Annotated in this window: 16 protein-coding genes; 6 read left to right on the top strand and 10 right to left on the bottom strand. The window is 36.0% G+C overall.

All coding sequences use genetic code 11. The features are described from left to right. Positions 1 to 13 precede the first annotated feature (13 nt). Entirely contained in the window at positions 14 to 1,222 is a 1,209-nt protein-coding gene (locus tag ACXVYO_RS19415; RefSeq protein ID WP_161796084.1) for an NAD(P)-dependent malic enzyme, read from the bottom strand. Between the two features lie 133 nt (positions 1,223 to 1,355). Continuing rightward, positions 1,356 to 4,682, bottom strand: a complete 3,327-nt coding sequence (gene dnaE / locus ACXVYO_RS19410; protein WP_458468249.1) for a DNA polymerase III subunit alpha — start codon at positions 4,680 to 4,682, stop codon at positions 1,356 to 1,358. A 42-nt stretch (positions 4,683 to 4,724) separates the two neighbouring features. Here dnaE and ACXVYO_RS19405 point away from each other — a divergent pair, with 42 nt between their 5' ends. Beyond that, on the top strand, positions 4,725 to 5,138 hold the full coding sequence (locus ACXVYO_RS19405) for a YtrH family sporulation protein (protein ID WP_141544801.1): 414 nt from the start codon (positions 4,725 to 4,727) through the stop codon (positions 5,136 to 5,138). Then, positions 5,135 to 5,638 carry a sporulation membrane protein YtrI gene (gene ytrI, locus ACXVYO_RS19400; RefSeq protein WP_001265726.1) on the top strand — a complete coding sequence of 168 codons (504 nt, stop codon included), beginning with the start codon at positions 5,135 to 5,137 and terminating at the stop codon, positions 5,636 to 5,638. The genes ACXVYO_RS19405 and ytrI overlap by 4 nt, the downstream gene beginning before the upstream one ends. Before the next feature lie 55 nt (positions 5,639 to 5,693). On the opposite strand, the gene ACXVYO_RS19395 is transcribed toward ytrI, so the two are convergent. Continuing rightward, positions 5,694 to 6,626 carry a DHH family phosphoesterase gene (locus tag ACXVYO_RS19395; protein ID WP_458468248.1) on the bottom strand — a complete coding sequence of 311 codons (933 nt, stop codon included), beginning with the start codon at positions 6,624 to 6,626 and terminating at the stop codon, positions 5,694 to 5,696. Positions 6,627 to 6,786: 160 nt separating this feature from the next. Here ACXVYO_RS19395 and ACXVYO_RS19390 point away from each other — a divergent pair, with 160 nt between their 5' ends. Continuing rightward, positions 6,787 to 7,083, top strand: a complete 297-nt coding sequence (locus ACXVYO_RS19390) for a YtpI family protein (RefSeq protein ID WP_458468247.1) — start codon at positions 6,787 to 6,789, stop codon at positions 7,081 to 7,083. A 19-nt stretch (positions 7,084 to 7,102) separates the two neighbouring features. On the opposite strand, the gene ACXVYO_RS19385 is transcribed toward ACXVYO_RS19390, so the two are convergent. The 4 genes from ACXVYO_RS19385 to ACXVYO_RS19370 all read right to left on the bottom strand — a co-directional run bounded on the left by ACXVYO_RS19385 (position 7,103) and on the right by ACXVYO_RS19370 (position 10,327). Then, positions 7,103 to 7,366 carry a DUF3949 domain-containing protein gene (locus tag ACXVYO_RS19385; protein ID WP_073516697.1) on the bottom strand — a complete coding sequence of 88 codons (264 nt, stop codon included), beginning with the start codon at positions 7,364 to 7,366 and terminating at the stop codon, positions 7,103 to 7,105. Positions 7,367 to 7,455: 89 nt separating this feature from the next. Further along, on the bottom strand, positions 7,456 to 8,397 hold the full coding sequence (locus tag ACXVYO_RS19380) for a phosphotransferase enzyme family protein (RefSeq protein ID WP_458468246.1): 942 nt from the start codon (positions 8,395 to 8,397) through the stop codon (positions 7,456 to 7,458). Positions 8,398 to 8,568: 171 nt separating this feature from the next. Then, the gene (locus ACXVYO_RS19375; protein ID WP_458468245.1) at positions 8,569 to 8,847 is read right to left on the bottom strand and encodes a hypothetical protein; all 279 of its coding nucleotides are present in this window, start codon (positions 8,845 to 8,847) and stop codon (positions 8,569 to 8,571) included. A 166-nt stretch (positions 8,848 to 9,013) separates the two neighbouring features. Further along, complete coding sequence (locus tag ACXVYO_RS19370) at positions 9,014 to 10,327, bottom strand: CBS domain-containing protein (protein WP_061677030.1); 1,314 nt, start codon at positions 10,325 to 10,327, stop codon at positions 9,014 to 9,016. A 244-nt stretch (positions 10,328 to 10,571) separates the two neighbouring features. Here ACXVYO_RS19370 and ACXVYO_RS19365 point away from each other — a divergent pair, with 244 nt between their 5' ends. Continuing rightward, positions 10,572 to 10,733: a hypothetical protein gene (locus ACXVYO_RS19365; protein ID WP_000976299.1), complete on the top strand. Its 162-nt coding sequence runs from the start codon at positions 10,572 to 10,574 to the stop codon at positions 10,731 to 10,733. Positions 10,734 to 10,773: 40 nt separating this feature from the next. Here the strand turns inward: ACXVYO_RS19365 and ACXVYO_RS19360 are convergent, their stop codons facing one another. Then, positions 10,774 to 11,457: a metal-dependent hydrolase gene (locus tag ACXVYO_RS19360; RefSeq protein WP_073516700.1), complete on the bottom strand. Its 684-nt coding sequence runs from the start codon at positions 11,455 to 11,457 to the stop codon at positions 10,774 to 10,776. 149 nt (positions 11,458 to 11,606) lie between these two features. Between ACXVYO_RS19360 and pepQ the strand changes: the two genes are divergently transcribed. Continuing rightward, on the top strand, positions 11,607 to 12,704 hold the full coding sequence (pepQ, locus tag ACXVYO_RS19355; RefSeq protein WP_458468244.1) for a Xaa-Pro dipeptidase: 1,098 nt from the start codon (positions 11,607 to 11,609) through the stop codon (positions 12,702 to 12,704). A gap of 32 nt (positions 12,705 to 12,736) precedes the next feature. Here the strand turns inward: pepQ and ACXVYO_RS19350 are convergent, their stop codons facing one another. Then, complete coding sequence (locus ACXVYO_RS19350; RefSeq protein WP_458468626.1) at positions 12,737 to 13,087, bottom strand: hypothetical protein; 351 nt, start codon at positions 13,085 to 13,087, stop codon at positions 12,737 to 12,739. 130 nt (positions 13,088 to 13,217) lie between these two features. Here ACXVYO_RS19350 and ACXVYO_RS19345 point away from each other — a divergent pair, with 130 nt between their 5' ends. After that, positions 13,218 to 14,045: a DUF2785 domain-containing protein gene (locus ACXVYO_RS19345; protein ID WP_458468243.1), complete on the top strand. Its 828-nt coding sequence runs from the start codon at positions 13,218 to 13,220 to the stop codon at positions 14,043 to 14,045. 13 nt (positions 14,046 to 14,058) lie between these two features. Here the strand turns inward: ACXVYO_RS19345 and ACXVYO_RS19340 are convergent, their stop codons facing one another. Next, the gene (locus tag ACXVYO_RS19340; RefSeq protein ID WP_458468242.1) at positions 14,059 to 14,265 is read right to left on the bottom strand and encodes a hypothetical protein; all 207 of its coding nucleotides are present in this window, start codon (positions 14,263 to 14,265) and stop codon (positions 14,059 to 14,061) included. Positions 14,266 to 14,325 lie beyond the last annotated feature (60 nt).

The raw sequence follows: 14,325 nt of genomic DNA, 5'->3' as shown, positions 1-14,325 counted from the left end.
GGAAATTCCTCGCTTATTCTTTACCAATCAGCGCTAATTGTTTTGTTTTCTCAGCAATCTCATTTGGGTCTACTTGACGGCGAGCTACTCCTGTCTCCATTGCAGCTTTCGCAACGTAAGCTGCCACTTGAGGCGCTACACGCGCGTCAAACGGTGCTGGAATGATATAGTCTGCATTCAACTCATCTTCTGCTACAAGCTCAGCAATAGCCTGTACAGCTGCCATCTTCATTTCTTCGTTAATTTGTGTCGCATGTACGTCAAGTGCACCACGGAAAATACCAGGGAACGCTAGTACATTATTTACTTGGTTCGCGAAGTCAGAACGACCCGTTCCAACAACAGCTGCGCCCGCTGCTTTTGCCAATTCTGGCATAATTTCTGGAACTGGATTCGCCATTGCAAAAATAATTGCATCGTCATTCATTGTACGAACCATCTCTTCTGTTAATGCACCTTCTGCAGATACACCAATGAATACGTCCGCACCTTGTACAACGTCAGCTAAAGAACCTTCGATACGATTCTTATTTGTATATTTTGCAACTTCATCCTTCACCGGATTCATACCTGTAGGACGACCATCATAGATTGCGCCTTTACGGTCACACATAATAATGTCGCGTACACCATAGCGATATAAAAGTTTAATAATTGCAATACCTGCTGCACCTGCGCCATTTGCGACAACTTTAATGTCAGACATTTTCTTTCCAACTAGTTTTAGCGCGTTCACAAGACCTGCTACTGTTACGATAGCTGTTCCGTGTTGATCATCATGGAAGATAGGAATATTTGTTTCTTTTTTCAAACGTTCTTCAATAATGAAGCAGTTTGGTGCTGCGATATCCTCTAAGTTAACGCCGCCAAAAGTTGGCTCCATTAATTTTACAGTTTCAACAATTTTATCTACATCGTTTGTATTTAAGGCAATTGGGAATGCATCTACACCAGCAAAGCTCTTGAATAATACAGCTTTACCTTCCATTACTGGAAGAGATGCTTCAGGTCCAATGTTACCAAGACCAAGTACAGCCGTTCCATCAGTCACAACTGCTACCATATTTCCCTTCATCGTATATTCATATACCTTACTTTTATCGTCATAAATTTCTTTACAAGGCTCTGCAACCCCTGGAGAATATGCAAGACTTAAATCTTTTGCATTTTCTACTTTTACTTTTGATACAGTTTCTAATTTTCCTTGATGCACTTTATGCATGTGAAGTGCTTCTTCACGAAGTGTTGACAAACTATCCACTCTCCTCAAATTATTCTAGCTGATATCAATTTCTCCAAGTGGTCTGACCACGAACACTACTACTATAATAATCGAAGTGTAGGGAAATTGTCCATTATATTTTCACAACCACATTTTCTTCCCCGACAATTTCACGAAGTGCTCCTAAACATTCTTCACTTGGATGAATCGATAAACTTCGAGATAATTGTACCATTTTATGTTCCTTTTCATAATAAATTAGTACTTTCGCAAAACCCGAATAGTCAAACAATATTTTAGTAACCTGATTTAACAGCTTTTTCTCATACTGAGACGGCAATTTCACGTAAACAGTTGCGTCTTTTTTTTCTTCATACATATCCATTTCTTCTAACGGATATAGCCCATTTACAATCCATTGCAACTTATGATTTCTAAGCTCAATCATGCCGTCAACTAATACAATTTCGCCTTCTTGTAACTTATCTGAGAAATGTATATACGTTTCAGGGAAAAGAACTGCTTCCATTTCATCATTTTGATCACAAAATGTAATAAACGCCATCTTTTGCAACTTTTTCGTACGAATGACTCTCACGCTTGTTATATACACGATCGCTCTTTGTACTTTTTTCTTATGCCGCATCGCCTGAGCGAGAGATGGAATTTCTAATTCTTTCGCTAACTTTACATACTGCGCTGTCGGATAGCTTGATAAATAAAAGCCTAATGCTTCCTTTTCTTTATTTAACTGTTCAATAAAAGAGAGCTCTTCTCCTTGTACGTATTTTGATTTTGGAACAGCATCACCTAAATCACGTGCAAGATTTGCGTACTCTAATGCTCCTTTAAGACTTTTCCATAAATTCGTTCTCGAAACACCAAAATCATCAAAACATCCAGACCAGACGAACGCCTCTAAATTTCGCTCTGTTACAAACTTTGATGGCATGCGAAGACAAAATTCAAATAAATCTTCAAACATTTTTTTCTCTCGTTCTTCGAGTAATGCTGTCACTGTAGCCATACCGATGTTTCGAATGGAAAGTAAGCTGTAACGTATCGCATTACCTTCTATTTGGAAATTGTAACCACTTCTCTGAAGAGACGGCGGCAAAACGTGAAAACCTTTCCGCTTCGTTTCTCGTATATACTGCACAATCTTATCTTCATTTCCAATTGCACTTGATAATAATGCTGTCATAAATTCCAGCGTATAATTCGCTTTTAAGTAAGCAAGCTGATATCCAATCATACTGTAGGCTACCGCGTGACTTCGGTTAAAACCATAATTCGCAAATCTTACAATTAAGTCGTAAATTTTCTCTGCAGATGTCTCATCATAACCATTTTGTAAACAACCTTGCACAAAATGCTTACGCTCCTGATCTAAAATATTACGATTTTTTTTACTCACTGCACGGCGTAATAAATCTGCTTCTCCAAGCGAGAATCCTGCTAATTTCGACGCAATTTGCATAATTTGTTCTTGGTATACAATTACACCGTACGTTCTTTCTAAAATCGGCTTTAAGTCCGGATGTAAATATTCAATTTTTCTTTTTCCATGCTTTGATTCAATAAAGGTCGGAATTTGTTCCATTGGTCCTGGTCTATATAACGAGTTAACAGCGACAATATCTTCAAATTCATTCGGTTTTAACCCGCGAAGTACATTTCGCATACCACCTGATTCAAGCTGGAACACACCTGTTGTATCCCCTCTACCTAACAATTGGAACGTCTTTTCATCTTGCAGTGGTAAATTTCTTATATCAATTTGTGTCCCCGTTTTTTTCACGATAAACTTTATAATATTTTCAAGTAACGTTAAATTACGTAATCCTAAAAAGTCCATCTTTAACAAACCAAGTTCTTCTAATGCATCAGCTGGATATTGCGTCACATACACATCGTTATGCCCTTCTTGAATTGCAACACTTCCTGTTAACGGCTCTTGGCTCATAATAACGCCAGCTGCATGAATAGACGTATGACGTGGTAAGCCTTCTACACGTTTTGCAATTTCAAACACACGCTCATGTAACAGATTCCCTTGTATGAACTCACGGAGTGATTGCGATTCCTCATATGCATCTTTTAACGTTATACCAAGCTTTGATGGGATAAGTTTTGAGAATATGTCAATATCTCGCGGCGGAAGCCCCATTACACGTGCAATATCTCTAATTGCCGCTTTTGCTGCAAGCGTCCCAAACGTTACGATTTGTGCAACACGAAGCTGACCATATTTATCTTTCACATATCGAATCATCTCATCACGTCTTATATCCGGAAAGTCGATATCAATATCTGGAAGTGTCACACGCTCGGGGTTTAAAAATCTTTCAAATAATAGCTCATATTCAATCGGATCAATATCTGTAATTTCTAATACGTAAGAAACAAGTGAGCCAGCTGCCGATCCACGTCCTGGCCCTGTTAAAATATGATTTTCATGCGCATACTTCATAAAATCCCATACGATGAGGAAATAATCACTAAACCCCATACTAGAAATCACGTTTAATTCATGATTCAAACGCTTTATATGTACTTCTTTCGGCGTACCATAACGTTTCTGCAACCCTTCTTCACAAACTCGGCGTAAATACATATCATTCGTCTCGTTAGCTGGAACAGGAAATTTCGGTAATTGATTTATATGAAACGGTATTTCTACTCTGCAACGTTCTGCAATTTCTACTGTGTTATAAATCGCTTCTTCTACGTGAGAAAATAGTGCTTCCATTTCATCTGATGATTTTAAATAATATTGATCCGTTTTCAACCTCGGTCTATCTGGATCCGTCATTTTCGTTCCACTTTCAACAGATAATAAGCACTCATGAACAAGTGCGTCACTTTGATTGATGTAGCGTACATCGTTTGTTGCAACGACTGGAACATTTATCCTACTCATAAATGCAGGTAATTTCTCTTGCAGAAGCAGTTCATCTTGAATCGCATGATGCTGCAAACTCATATAAAAATTGCCGAACATACTTTGATACATGCGAGCTACTTCTTCAGCTTCACTCTCTTTGTCTTCTAATAATAATTGTTCGATTTCCCCATCTTTACCTGGTGAAATAGCAATTAATCCTTTCGCATAATGGGCAAGCCACTTTTTCGGAATACCCTCTTTGGACTTCGTCATAATGCTACTAGAAATCTTTAATAAATTTTGATATCCTATTTCATTTTCAGCAAGTAAAACAAGCGGATAAGATTTTTCATCTTCTTCACTAAAAATAGAAGCTGTTAAGCCGATAATAGGCTGTATACCATGTTTCTTACATGCTTTATAAAATGGAATGACACCATACATAACATTTTCATCCGTAATAGCGAGTGATGAAAAACCAAGTTCTTTCGCCCTGACTACAAGCTCATCAATTTTACAAGCACTTTTTAATAAACTAAAAACGGTTTGACATTGTAAATGCACAAACTTCACTGTTGTACCCTCTCTTTACCAATTTGACTACTTTTATTATAGGTGATGAGGAAAGCGGAAATCAAAACATACTTCTTATACTTTGTCCATATATATGAAGAAGAAAGGGGAATGACGATGGATGTAAGAGAACACACTTTTTTCTCTCTGCTCATTATTAGTTACTTTATTGCCTTTGGGGTTATACTCGGTGGTTCATTAATTGGCGGCTTTGGTGCATTTCTTATCGGAAAACCAGCTCTAACTTACATTAATCAATTCGCCCAAAATTTAAGGATTTGGGCACTCGTTGCAGCAATTGGCGGAACATTTGATACTTTTTATAGCTTTGAAAGAAGTTTCTTTGGCGGAGATATGAAAGATATCGTAAAACAAATTCTCCTTATTTTTTTCGCAACGGGTGGTATGCAAACAGGTCTTACTATTATTAAATGGCTAACGCAGGAACATGTATGAGAGTACCAAGTGCCAATACAGCAAAAAAATGGTATTTAGTTTTAGCTGGTGCTGCTGTTGGAGGCGTATTGAGCTGGTTTATTTTTTTGTACATATACGGTGTTTTTCAAGAAGAACAAGCTAGTAAAATCGCAGAGCAACGAGAAATTATAGAAAAACAAGAAGCAAAGCTCCACGTCCTTCTCGAAGATCAAGAAAAATTGAATACAGAAAACAAACGGCTCTTAACTATTCAAGAGATTAAAATAAAACTTATAAATCGAGAAAAATACGATTTAGACAACCTTACACTCGAAAATATGACCACTTCTATTCATAATGACCTCCAACATCTTTTAACGAAAAACATACAAAGTATCGCAAAAAATAAAGACCTACTCAAAAAGGTAATCGAAAACAAAACGTACAAACATTACGATCGGCTATACCGTTTTAAAGTCGATACAATATCTTTTGATACAGTGCTTGAAATTAGCATTACTATAGAGAAAGAAAAATAAATAAAGAAGGAGGGCTTTAGCGCCGCTCCTTCTTTTTGTCCTACTATATAATCTCTTATCTACACAACTCACGTAAATCAGCAAAAAGACGATCGGCTTCTTCCCAAGAAGATGCTTTTGCACCAGAAGCCATCGGATGCCCTCCGCCATTATATTTCATTGCTAATTTATTTATCACTGGTCCTTTTGAACGAAGACGAACACGAATCACATCGTCTTCCTCTAAAAATAGAACCCACGACTTTAATCCATCAATATTACCAAGTGCTCCAACAACGCCAGATGCCTCAGAAGGAAGTACATCAAACTTTTCTAATACTTCTCTCGTTAATTTAATGTAAGCTACTCCTTCTTCTACCATCGTAAAGTTTTGTAAAATATAGCCGTTCAAACGAGCAATCTTTTCTTTCGTCTTATACATTTCATTGTATAAATCTGTGAATTTCACATCCATATCAACAAGCTCACTTACATAACGAAGTGTTTTCGCTGTTGTATTCGGGAATAAGAAACGACCTGTATCCCCAACAATACCCGCTAAAATAAGACGAGCTGCTTCTTTTGTTATCTGTAATCCTTTATCTTTTCCATAACTGTAAAACTCATAAATCATTTCACTTGTAGAACTTGCTGTCGTATCTACCCACGTAATATCTCCGTACGGATCTTCATTTGGATGATGGTCAATTTTAATTAACATCTTCCCTTTTGCGTAGCGTTGATCGTCAACACGTTCTTGGTTCGCAGTATCACATACGATAACAAGCGCATTTTCATATAGACTATCTTCAATATCATCCATTACTCGTAAATATTCTAGTGACGGTTCATTGTACCCAACCGTATAAATATTTTTCTCTGGAAACGATTCTTGTAGAATAGTACCAAGACCGCCCTGTGAACCTAACGCATCTGGATCTGGACGCACATGGCGATGAATAATAATTGTATCAAACTCTTTAATTGCTCCTAAAATTTGCTCATGCATATGTATAATCTCCTTTTTACTCAACTTCTTCACTTTATCTTCCATTATAACGGAAAGTATTTCATACATGCGAACAATTGCTTTATAATAAAAGTTAGAAAGTTTAGATATTTCTTTTTTCTCCACTATTATTTTTTACAAAGCGATGGGAGTGTGCATTATGCCAGTATTAGTCTTCTGTATTATCGTCTCAATTATGTTGTACCTCTTTTACAAAACAAAATACTTTCGTACAAACCGCCCAATGGAGAAAGGTTGGCTCGCAGGAAAATCCGCAATGGCACTCGGTTCATTCGTCTTATTCTTCGGGATAAACCAATTCTTTTTAGAACTTTCAACCGCTCGTATTATCGTTGGTGTTTTATTTGTTCTATTTGGTAGTGCAAGTGTATTTAATGGATTTCGCCAATACAAACATTTCTTACCATTAGCCGTTGAAGAAGCTGAATCTGTCTGAAGCAACGTAAAAAAAAGCATCAATATTGTGATGCTTTTTTACGTCCCCTAACTTTTAAAATCATATATGCGACAAACGCAGATGGTATATTAAAAAGATTTCCTTGTACGTGAAAATGTAATTGTTCTTCCTCAAAAGACATTTTTTCATATAGTTCTCGCTGAGATAAGCCTGTTCGTTTCTTTTTTTCATGTAAACCTTGTAAATATAAATATTGAAACGGTATCATCACAAGAAAGTAAAATAGTGCGATTCCACCAAAAAAGAGTACTTCTGATGACATAATGCATACCGCCTTTCTGTAATCCATTTTCTTACAATCCGATTATAACATATTATAAACTTCAATTGAATTAATATTCTGTTTTTTAGTCATACAATTGTTTCACCACATAATTCCTCTTCAGCGTACTGAACATATCGTCGAATAAAAGCACCGGGGTCTTTTCTAATAGGCTCGATATCAAGCCTTAACGGAATCTTTCCCGCCATGTAAAAAATTCTCGAAGCGGTTCCAAGCCGAATGGCTGCTTCCGAAATATTTTCCCCATATCCCATCATGAAATTCCCCCATACATCTTCTAACTGTCCCGAAGAAATTAAATGTAATCTCGGAACACCAATATCAAACTCTTTATACCCAAATCCACATTCATCAAAATCAAGTAAATACCAATCCTCTTTGTCTACAAGAACATTACCAAAATGCATATCCCCATGAACAAATTGTTTTTCTCCTAGTTGAGTTGAATTTGTGAGTTCTTGTATTCTTTCTGCAATTTTCATGCATTTATGCTTATCCGCATGCGATAGAAATGAAGCCTTTAGTAATCGCTGTAAAGGCTCGTGGATTATCTTTTGCTCACTATATATAGGCCTTTCGTAACCTCTCCAAGTTTGCGGCACTCTTTTGAGCACTTCATTTGTTTTTTCATGAAACATTCGCATTAGTGACCCAAGTTTTTCATAGTCCCTATCCCTTGGTTCTAAAATTTCACTTCCGTTTATAAACCTAAAGACAACAAAATACTGAATACTTCTCTCATCTTTCATAACAGATGTGATCCAATTACCGTTTTTATTTGCAACTACTTCTGGTACTAACATTTGTTTTTGCATCGCTATTAACCAATGTATTTCAGCCTCTATTTGCTCAGCTATATAACGTCCTTCTCTATACTGCCTCACTACAAATTTATTTTTGTCCGATTCGAATATATATGTTTGATTCTCTCCCCCATGCAACAATACAACTTCCGTAAGACTATTTAAATTATATTGCTTACCTAACTGCTCTTTAATGTGAAAATCCATTCTTCTCCCCCTAGTTCCTATAGTGAAGCATCGTTTCCCTATCCAATTACACGATTATTATCTCTTAACGATTAGTAGCGTAATCGACTAACAACCAATTTTCTATCTACATTGATACATATCCTTCTATTTTTTCACTTCTCTACCCGAACACTTACATAGCTTAAGTATTCACTTCAAAACCCAATAAAACAAAATAAAGTTAAAGAAAAAAACTAATGGATTAAACGAAATTTCCCATCCGCCATAATAAATGAAATTTTCTGCTGGTATAACAAAGTAAAGAAAATCGCTCTTATTTTCTCCAGTTATAGGGATAAAGGAACAAATAATAGCGAAAACCAAACTCACTACATACAATTTCTTTTTATTTGAATCCATTCTTCTATGCGTTAACCTATGAAAAGTTATTGCAAATACTACCCCTAAAAAGAGAACTATTACTCCCATTCGACACCTCCACAATTATTATTCAAGCATCTTCAAGTAATTGCGTGCTTCTACTTATAAATATGAGGCAGAAGGTGATAGATTCAGTTGCTAACTAAATTTAAAAACTCCCTATTGTAGCGTTCTAAAAAAAATGGAACAAACCAAAGCGGCTTGCTCCATCTTTTTATTTATCGATCAACTGCACCATAAGTAATGCTTTCCCGACAACATTACCTTCATGATGTACTTCTACATCCACCTTACCAAATTTACGTCCAATTTCTAATACTTTCGGATGAACCGATACAACATTGTCAATTTGAACTGGTTTTACGAAATAAATTGTTAAGTTCTCAACAATTAAATCACTTTTCTTCTGCGCACGAATCACACGATTCGTTGCTTCCGTCACAATCGTTGTGAATACACCGTAAGATAACGTTCCGATTGAATTGGTCATTTGCGGCGTCACTGAAAATTGATATAGATGTTCATTTTTTGCTTCTTTCGGTGTCATGAATTGATTCGTTACAATATCATCGATTGTTTCCCCAACTTGTGGTTGACGCTGAATCATTTGCAACGCCTGAAGTACATCTTGACGGCTAATAATACCTTGCAGTTTATTTCCTTCATCAACAACAGGAAGTAACTCAATACCTTCCCACACCATCATACGTGCCGCAGCCGCGACAGACATTTTTCCATTTACCGTAATTGGATGTTTTGTCATCACTTTATCAATTGGTGTTTCTTTCGCTACACCGATCATATCTTTTGAAGTTACAATACCTAATACCTTTTTATTTTCATCAACAATTGGATATCTTCCGTGCATCGTCTCTTCGTTATACGCATGCCATTGCTGTACTGTATCACCTGGTTTTAAATATAGTGTCTCTTCAATTGGTGTTAAAATATCTTCAACGAGTACTATTTCTTTCTTAATAAGCTGATCGTAAATTGCACGATTAATTAACGTCGCAACTGTAAATGTATCGTAACTACTTGAAATAATCGGCAGCTTTAATTCATCTGCTAATTTCTTCACATGATCTTCCGTATCAAATCCACCAGTAATCAATACCGCAGCTCCGGCTTCTAACGCTAATTGATGTGCGTTCGTACGGTTACCGATAATAAGTAAGTTCCCAGCTTCTGTATAGCGCATCATCGCTTCTAATTTCATTGCCCCAATTACGAATTTATTTAACGTCTTATGTAGTCCTTCTCTGCCCCCAAGTACTTGACCATCGACAATGTTAACGACTTCTGCATATGTCAGCTTTTCAATATTCTCTTTCTTCTTTTGTTCAATTCGAATTGTTCCGACACGTTCAATCGTACTAACATATCCTTTATTTTCTGCATCTTTAATTGCACGGTAAGCTGTCCCTTCACTTACACTCAAATCTTTTGCAATTTGCCTTACAGAAATTTTATGCCCTACTGGCAGGCTATTAATATGTTCTAAAATTTGGTTATGCTTGGTAGCCAAATGGTTTCACCATACTTTCTTTTCCCTAAATTCTTCATGTGTTGTATTTTCAGTATACTATATTTTCAAAACTGTTACACTCTCTCTTTATATGTCTGTACTATTTTTTTTATAACAAAATACGCCTTACATTATACTACTTCTTCTATTACAACAATGTAATGGTATTGTCATCTCGTTCGATAGTTTGTCCAGCCGCTTCAATATACAATGAAGACAAGAAATAAAACAAAGGAGCGGATATATGATGAAAAAATTATTAGAAGTTGTAGGTGCTGTATTTTTAGCTTTCGTAGACGGAAAAAAAGTTGCAATGGAATTGAATGAAACACCTGAACAGCCACTTCCAAAAAGAAAAGAATCACCAAAACAAGTACAAACTTTAAAAGCTGTCCTACACACGTAAAAAACCCTTCACTTGTCTTTTCAAATGAAGGGTTTCTTTTCTATAGTGTAATACTTTCTCCAGCTTCTAATACTTTCCCTGTACAATTTTGTAGCTTTTCTACAAATTGATATGGGTCTTGTTCAATTACTGGGAACGTATTGTAATGCATCGGTACAACAGTTTTCGCCTGAACCCATTTTGCTGCTAAAACAGCATCTTCTGGTCCCATTGTGAAATTATCACCAATTGGTAAAAATGCTATATCAATGTTGTTTAGTTCCCCAATTAATTTCATATCAGAGAATAGAGCGGTATCTCCTGCATGGTACACAGTTTTCTCTTCTGCTGTAAATAAAATTCCTGCTGGCATACCTGTATATGTAATCGTCTTATTTTCTTCATCAATATAACTAGAACCGTGGAATGCTTGTGTAAACTTCACTTTTCCGAAGTCAAATTCATGCGAACCACCAATATGCATCGGATGTGTATTCACACCTTGCCAACTTAAAAAGGTCGCTAGTTCAAATGGTGCCACAACAACCGCATTATTTTTCTTCGCAAGCTCTACTGTATCTCCAACATGATCGCCATGTCCATGCGATAAAAGAATCGCATCTACTTTTACATCTTCAGCCTTTAAATCCGTTGTCGGATTTCCAGTTAAAAATGGGTCAATTAAAATCACTTTTCCATTCGTTTCAATCTTTACAACTGAATGTCCATGATAAGATACTTTCATTATTACATTCCTCCCCTATTCACATTGTCACTTTTTATTCTACATGATTTTTCAATTCCCTGTCTTTTCTAACATCTATTTACTTGTCATAACGCTTTCCTCCGATGTAAAGTTATATTTGTAATTAAATATCTCGGGGGTGCCAATCGATGAATGCTAGATTAGAAAATTTAATGCAATGGCTAAAAGAAAAAAACGTAGAAGCTGCGTTCTTAACTTCTACACCGAACGTCTTCTACATGACAAACTTCCACTGTGAACCACACGAAAGACTTCTTGGTATGTTTGTATTCCAAGAAAAAGAACCTATTTTAATTTGTCCTAAAATGGAAGAAGGTCAAGCGCGTAACGCTGGCTGGGCACATGAAATTATCGGATTTACTGATACTGACAGACCATGGGATATGATTGCAAAAGCAATTAAAGACCGCGGTATCAATGCAAACGCAATTGCGATTGAAAAAGAACATTTAAACGTAGAACGTTACGAAGAATTAACAAAACTATTCCCAAATGCAGCGTTCAAATCAGCTGAAGAAAAAGTTCGTGAACTTCGTTTAATTAAAGATGAAAAAGAACTTTCTATTTTACGCGAAGCAGCTAAAATGGCGGACTACGCTGTTGAAGTTGGTGTAAATGCAATTAAAGAAGATCGTAGTGAGCTAGAAGTACTAGCAATTATTGAACACGAATTAAAAACAAAAGGCATACATAAAATGTCATTTGATACGATGGTATTAGCAGGTGCAAACTCTGCTCTTCCACACGGTATTCCAGGTGCAAACAAAATGAAACGCGGCGATTTCGTACTATTTGATTTAGGTGTAATCATTGAAGGTTATTGCTCTGACATTACACGTACAGTAGCATTCGGTGATATTTCTGAAGAACAAACTCGCATTTATAACACTGTACTTGCTGGACAACTACAAGCAGTTGAAGCATGTAAACCAGGTGTTACACTTGGCGCAATCGACAACGCTGCTCGCTCTGTGATCGCAGATGCAGGTTACGGCGACTTCTTCCCGCACCGCCTTGGTCACGGACTTGGAATTAGCGTACACGAATATCCAGATGTAAAAGCTGGTAACGAGTCTCCATTAAAAGAAGGTATGGTCTTCACAATCGAACCAGGTATTTACGTACCAAACGTAGGTGGCGTTCGTATTGAAGATGATATTTACATCACAAAAGACGGGTCAGAAATTTTAACGAAATTCCCGAAAGAATTACAATTTGTGAAATAAGAAAAAAGGCAGCGTGATTGCTGCCTTTTTTCTTATTTCCGTTTTAAAACCATCTTCTCTTCATACTTATCATCCCATTTAATCACAATTTCAATCGGTTCATCTTTAGATAGAGGTGCACAACTTACACAAGAAGACTTCATTTCAACCTTTGCTCCTTTATGAACTTCTGAAGTTTGTGTCATTGTACGAAAGGTTTCATGAATAGCAATCTCTAAATTTTTAAATTCTGTATTTCCATCTCCGCCTTTATACTGAAACGTAAACATTCCATCTTCACTGTCATCCTTAATATGCCCTTTATATTGTCCCGTCCAGCTTTTGCTCTCGCTAGAAAAAGTAACATACGAAAGCGAACAACTTCCTAAAAAGAAAAGACTAATAAAAAAGACTAATAAAAAAGACTAATGCTCTCTTCATCATGCCCCTCCATTCAAAAGCATTTATTTATTGTCTATTTCTTCCTCTTATTATACTATTTAAATACAGAATTTTCTAAAATAGGAGGTTTATATGTTACAACAACAGTTAGAAGAAATTCGTAATAATAATTACATAATGGATAACACAATTAACATGGATTCTTTAAGTTCAAATATGCTTAAACATATCGGTATTACTGATAGCTATTTAAGAGACAAACTCATTTGCTCTACTTTTTATCATCTCATCAAAAAGGACTACATTTCACACACACAATTGCAGAAATTATTATTAGAAAGCATCAGCGAAAACTATTTATTTTATAAAATTCGTTCAGATGACGAAGATGCTGTATTTACCCGTGCATTTACGACATTATTAATTGCGCTCCTTATTGATGCGGATACAAAATATAATTTCTTATCGCAGAATGATATTTTAACTGTAAAAGATCACTTAATTCTATATATGAACAATGAACATGATTTCCGTGGATATGTTCAAGACCATGGCTGGGCACATAGTATCGCTCATGCTTCTGATACATTTGAGGCGCTTGTGAATAGTCCTAAACTGGAAACTTTATATTACGAAGAGATACTACAAACTTTATTAAACAAAGTTTGTGTTCATTCCATCTATTACAAATATGAAGAAGACGAGCGTCTCGTTTATCCAATTGTCTCAATGCTACAAAATGGTCTAAAAGAAGAAGCACTCATATTAGCCCTTCATGATTTAGTAGCTCAATTACCCGTCCAAAAACAAACATTACATATTAAATCGTATGAGTACTTATACGGAAATATAAAATCTTTCTTACGCAGCTTATTTTTCAGACTACGCACACTGTCTATATGTGAAGAAACAGAATGTGAAATTGAAAAATTATTACAAGAGCTTCCAAAATATTATTAAAAAAGAAGGCCACTTAAAAAGTGCCTTCTTCTATTTCACTAATATTTAATTGAAATTTCACGATCCAAACTGAGAAAAGGTGGACAAGAAGCGCAAACGCCATACATGCTCCGCTTAAAAAAGTTAGTAAAGGATGCGAATACACGTGCCCTAATCCATAGGATATCGCCACGAAAAACATTGTTATGTAAATATAAATTGCTCCATGTATTTGCCTCATATGAACCTCCTTTTCCCATATTATAACATAAATTTTCTGATTATTCACATTAATTACTTG

Source organism: Bacillus sp. BC08 (genome assembly GCF_054326875.1).
The sequence above is the reverse complement of the archived record's forward strand: the minus strand, read 5'-3'. Positions and strand labels throughout refer to the sequence as shown.

Coding starts and splice junctions, on each gene's coding strand:
- ACXVYO_RS19395 (WP_458468248.1), bottom strand. CDS start 6,626: ATGCATGAGCAAATTTTAGGAGCAATTAAAGAGTTTGATACAATTATT.
- ACXVYO_RS19415 (WP_161796084.1), bottom strand. CDS start 1,222: ATGCATAAAGTGCATCAAGGAAAATTAGAAACTGTATCAAAAGTAAAA.
- pepQ (WP_458468244.1), top strand. CDS start 11,607: ATGAATGCTAGATTAGAAAATTTAATGCAATGGCTAAAAGAAAAAAAC.
- ACXVYO_RS19390 (WP_458468247.1), top strand. CDS start 6,787: ATGCCAGTATTAGTCTTCTGTATTATCGTCTCAATTATGTTGTACCTC.
- ACXVYO_RS19385 (WP_073516697.1), bottom strand. CDS start 7,366: ATGTCATCAGAAGTACTCTTTTTTGGTGGAATCGCACTATTTTACTTT.
- ACXVYO_RS19375 (WP_458468245.1), bottom strand. CDS start 8,847: ATGGGAGTAATAGTTCTCTTTTTAGGGGTAGTATTTGCAATAACTTTT.
- ACXVYO_RS19365 (WP_000976299.1), top strand. CDS start 10,572: ATGATGAAAAAATTATTAGAAGTTGTAGGTGCTGTATTTTTAGCTTTC.
- ytrI (WP_001265726.1), top strand. CDS start 5,135: ATGAGAGTACCAAGTGCCAATACAGCAAAAAAATGGTATTTAGTTTTA.
- ACXVYO_RS19380 (WP_458468246.1), bottom strand. CDS start 8,397: ATGGATTTTCACATTAAAGAGCAGTTAGGTAAGCAATATAATTTAAAT.
- ACXVYO_RS19345 (WP_458468243.1), top strand. CDS start 13,218: ATGTTACAACAACAGTTAGAAGAAATTCGTAATAATAATTACATAATG.
- ACXVYO_RS19340 (WP_458468242.1), bottom strand. CDS start 14,265: ATGAGGCAAATACATGGAGCAATTTATATTTACATAACAATGTTTTTC.
- ACXVYO_RS19360 (WP_073516700.1), bottom strand. CDS start 11,457: ATGAAAGTATCTTATCATGGACATTCAGTTGTAAAGATTGAAACGAAT.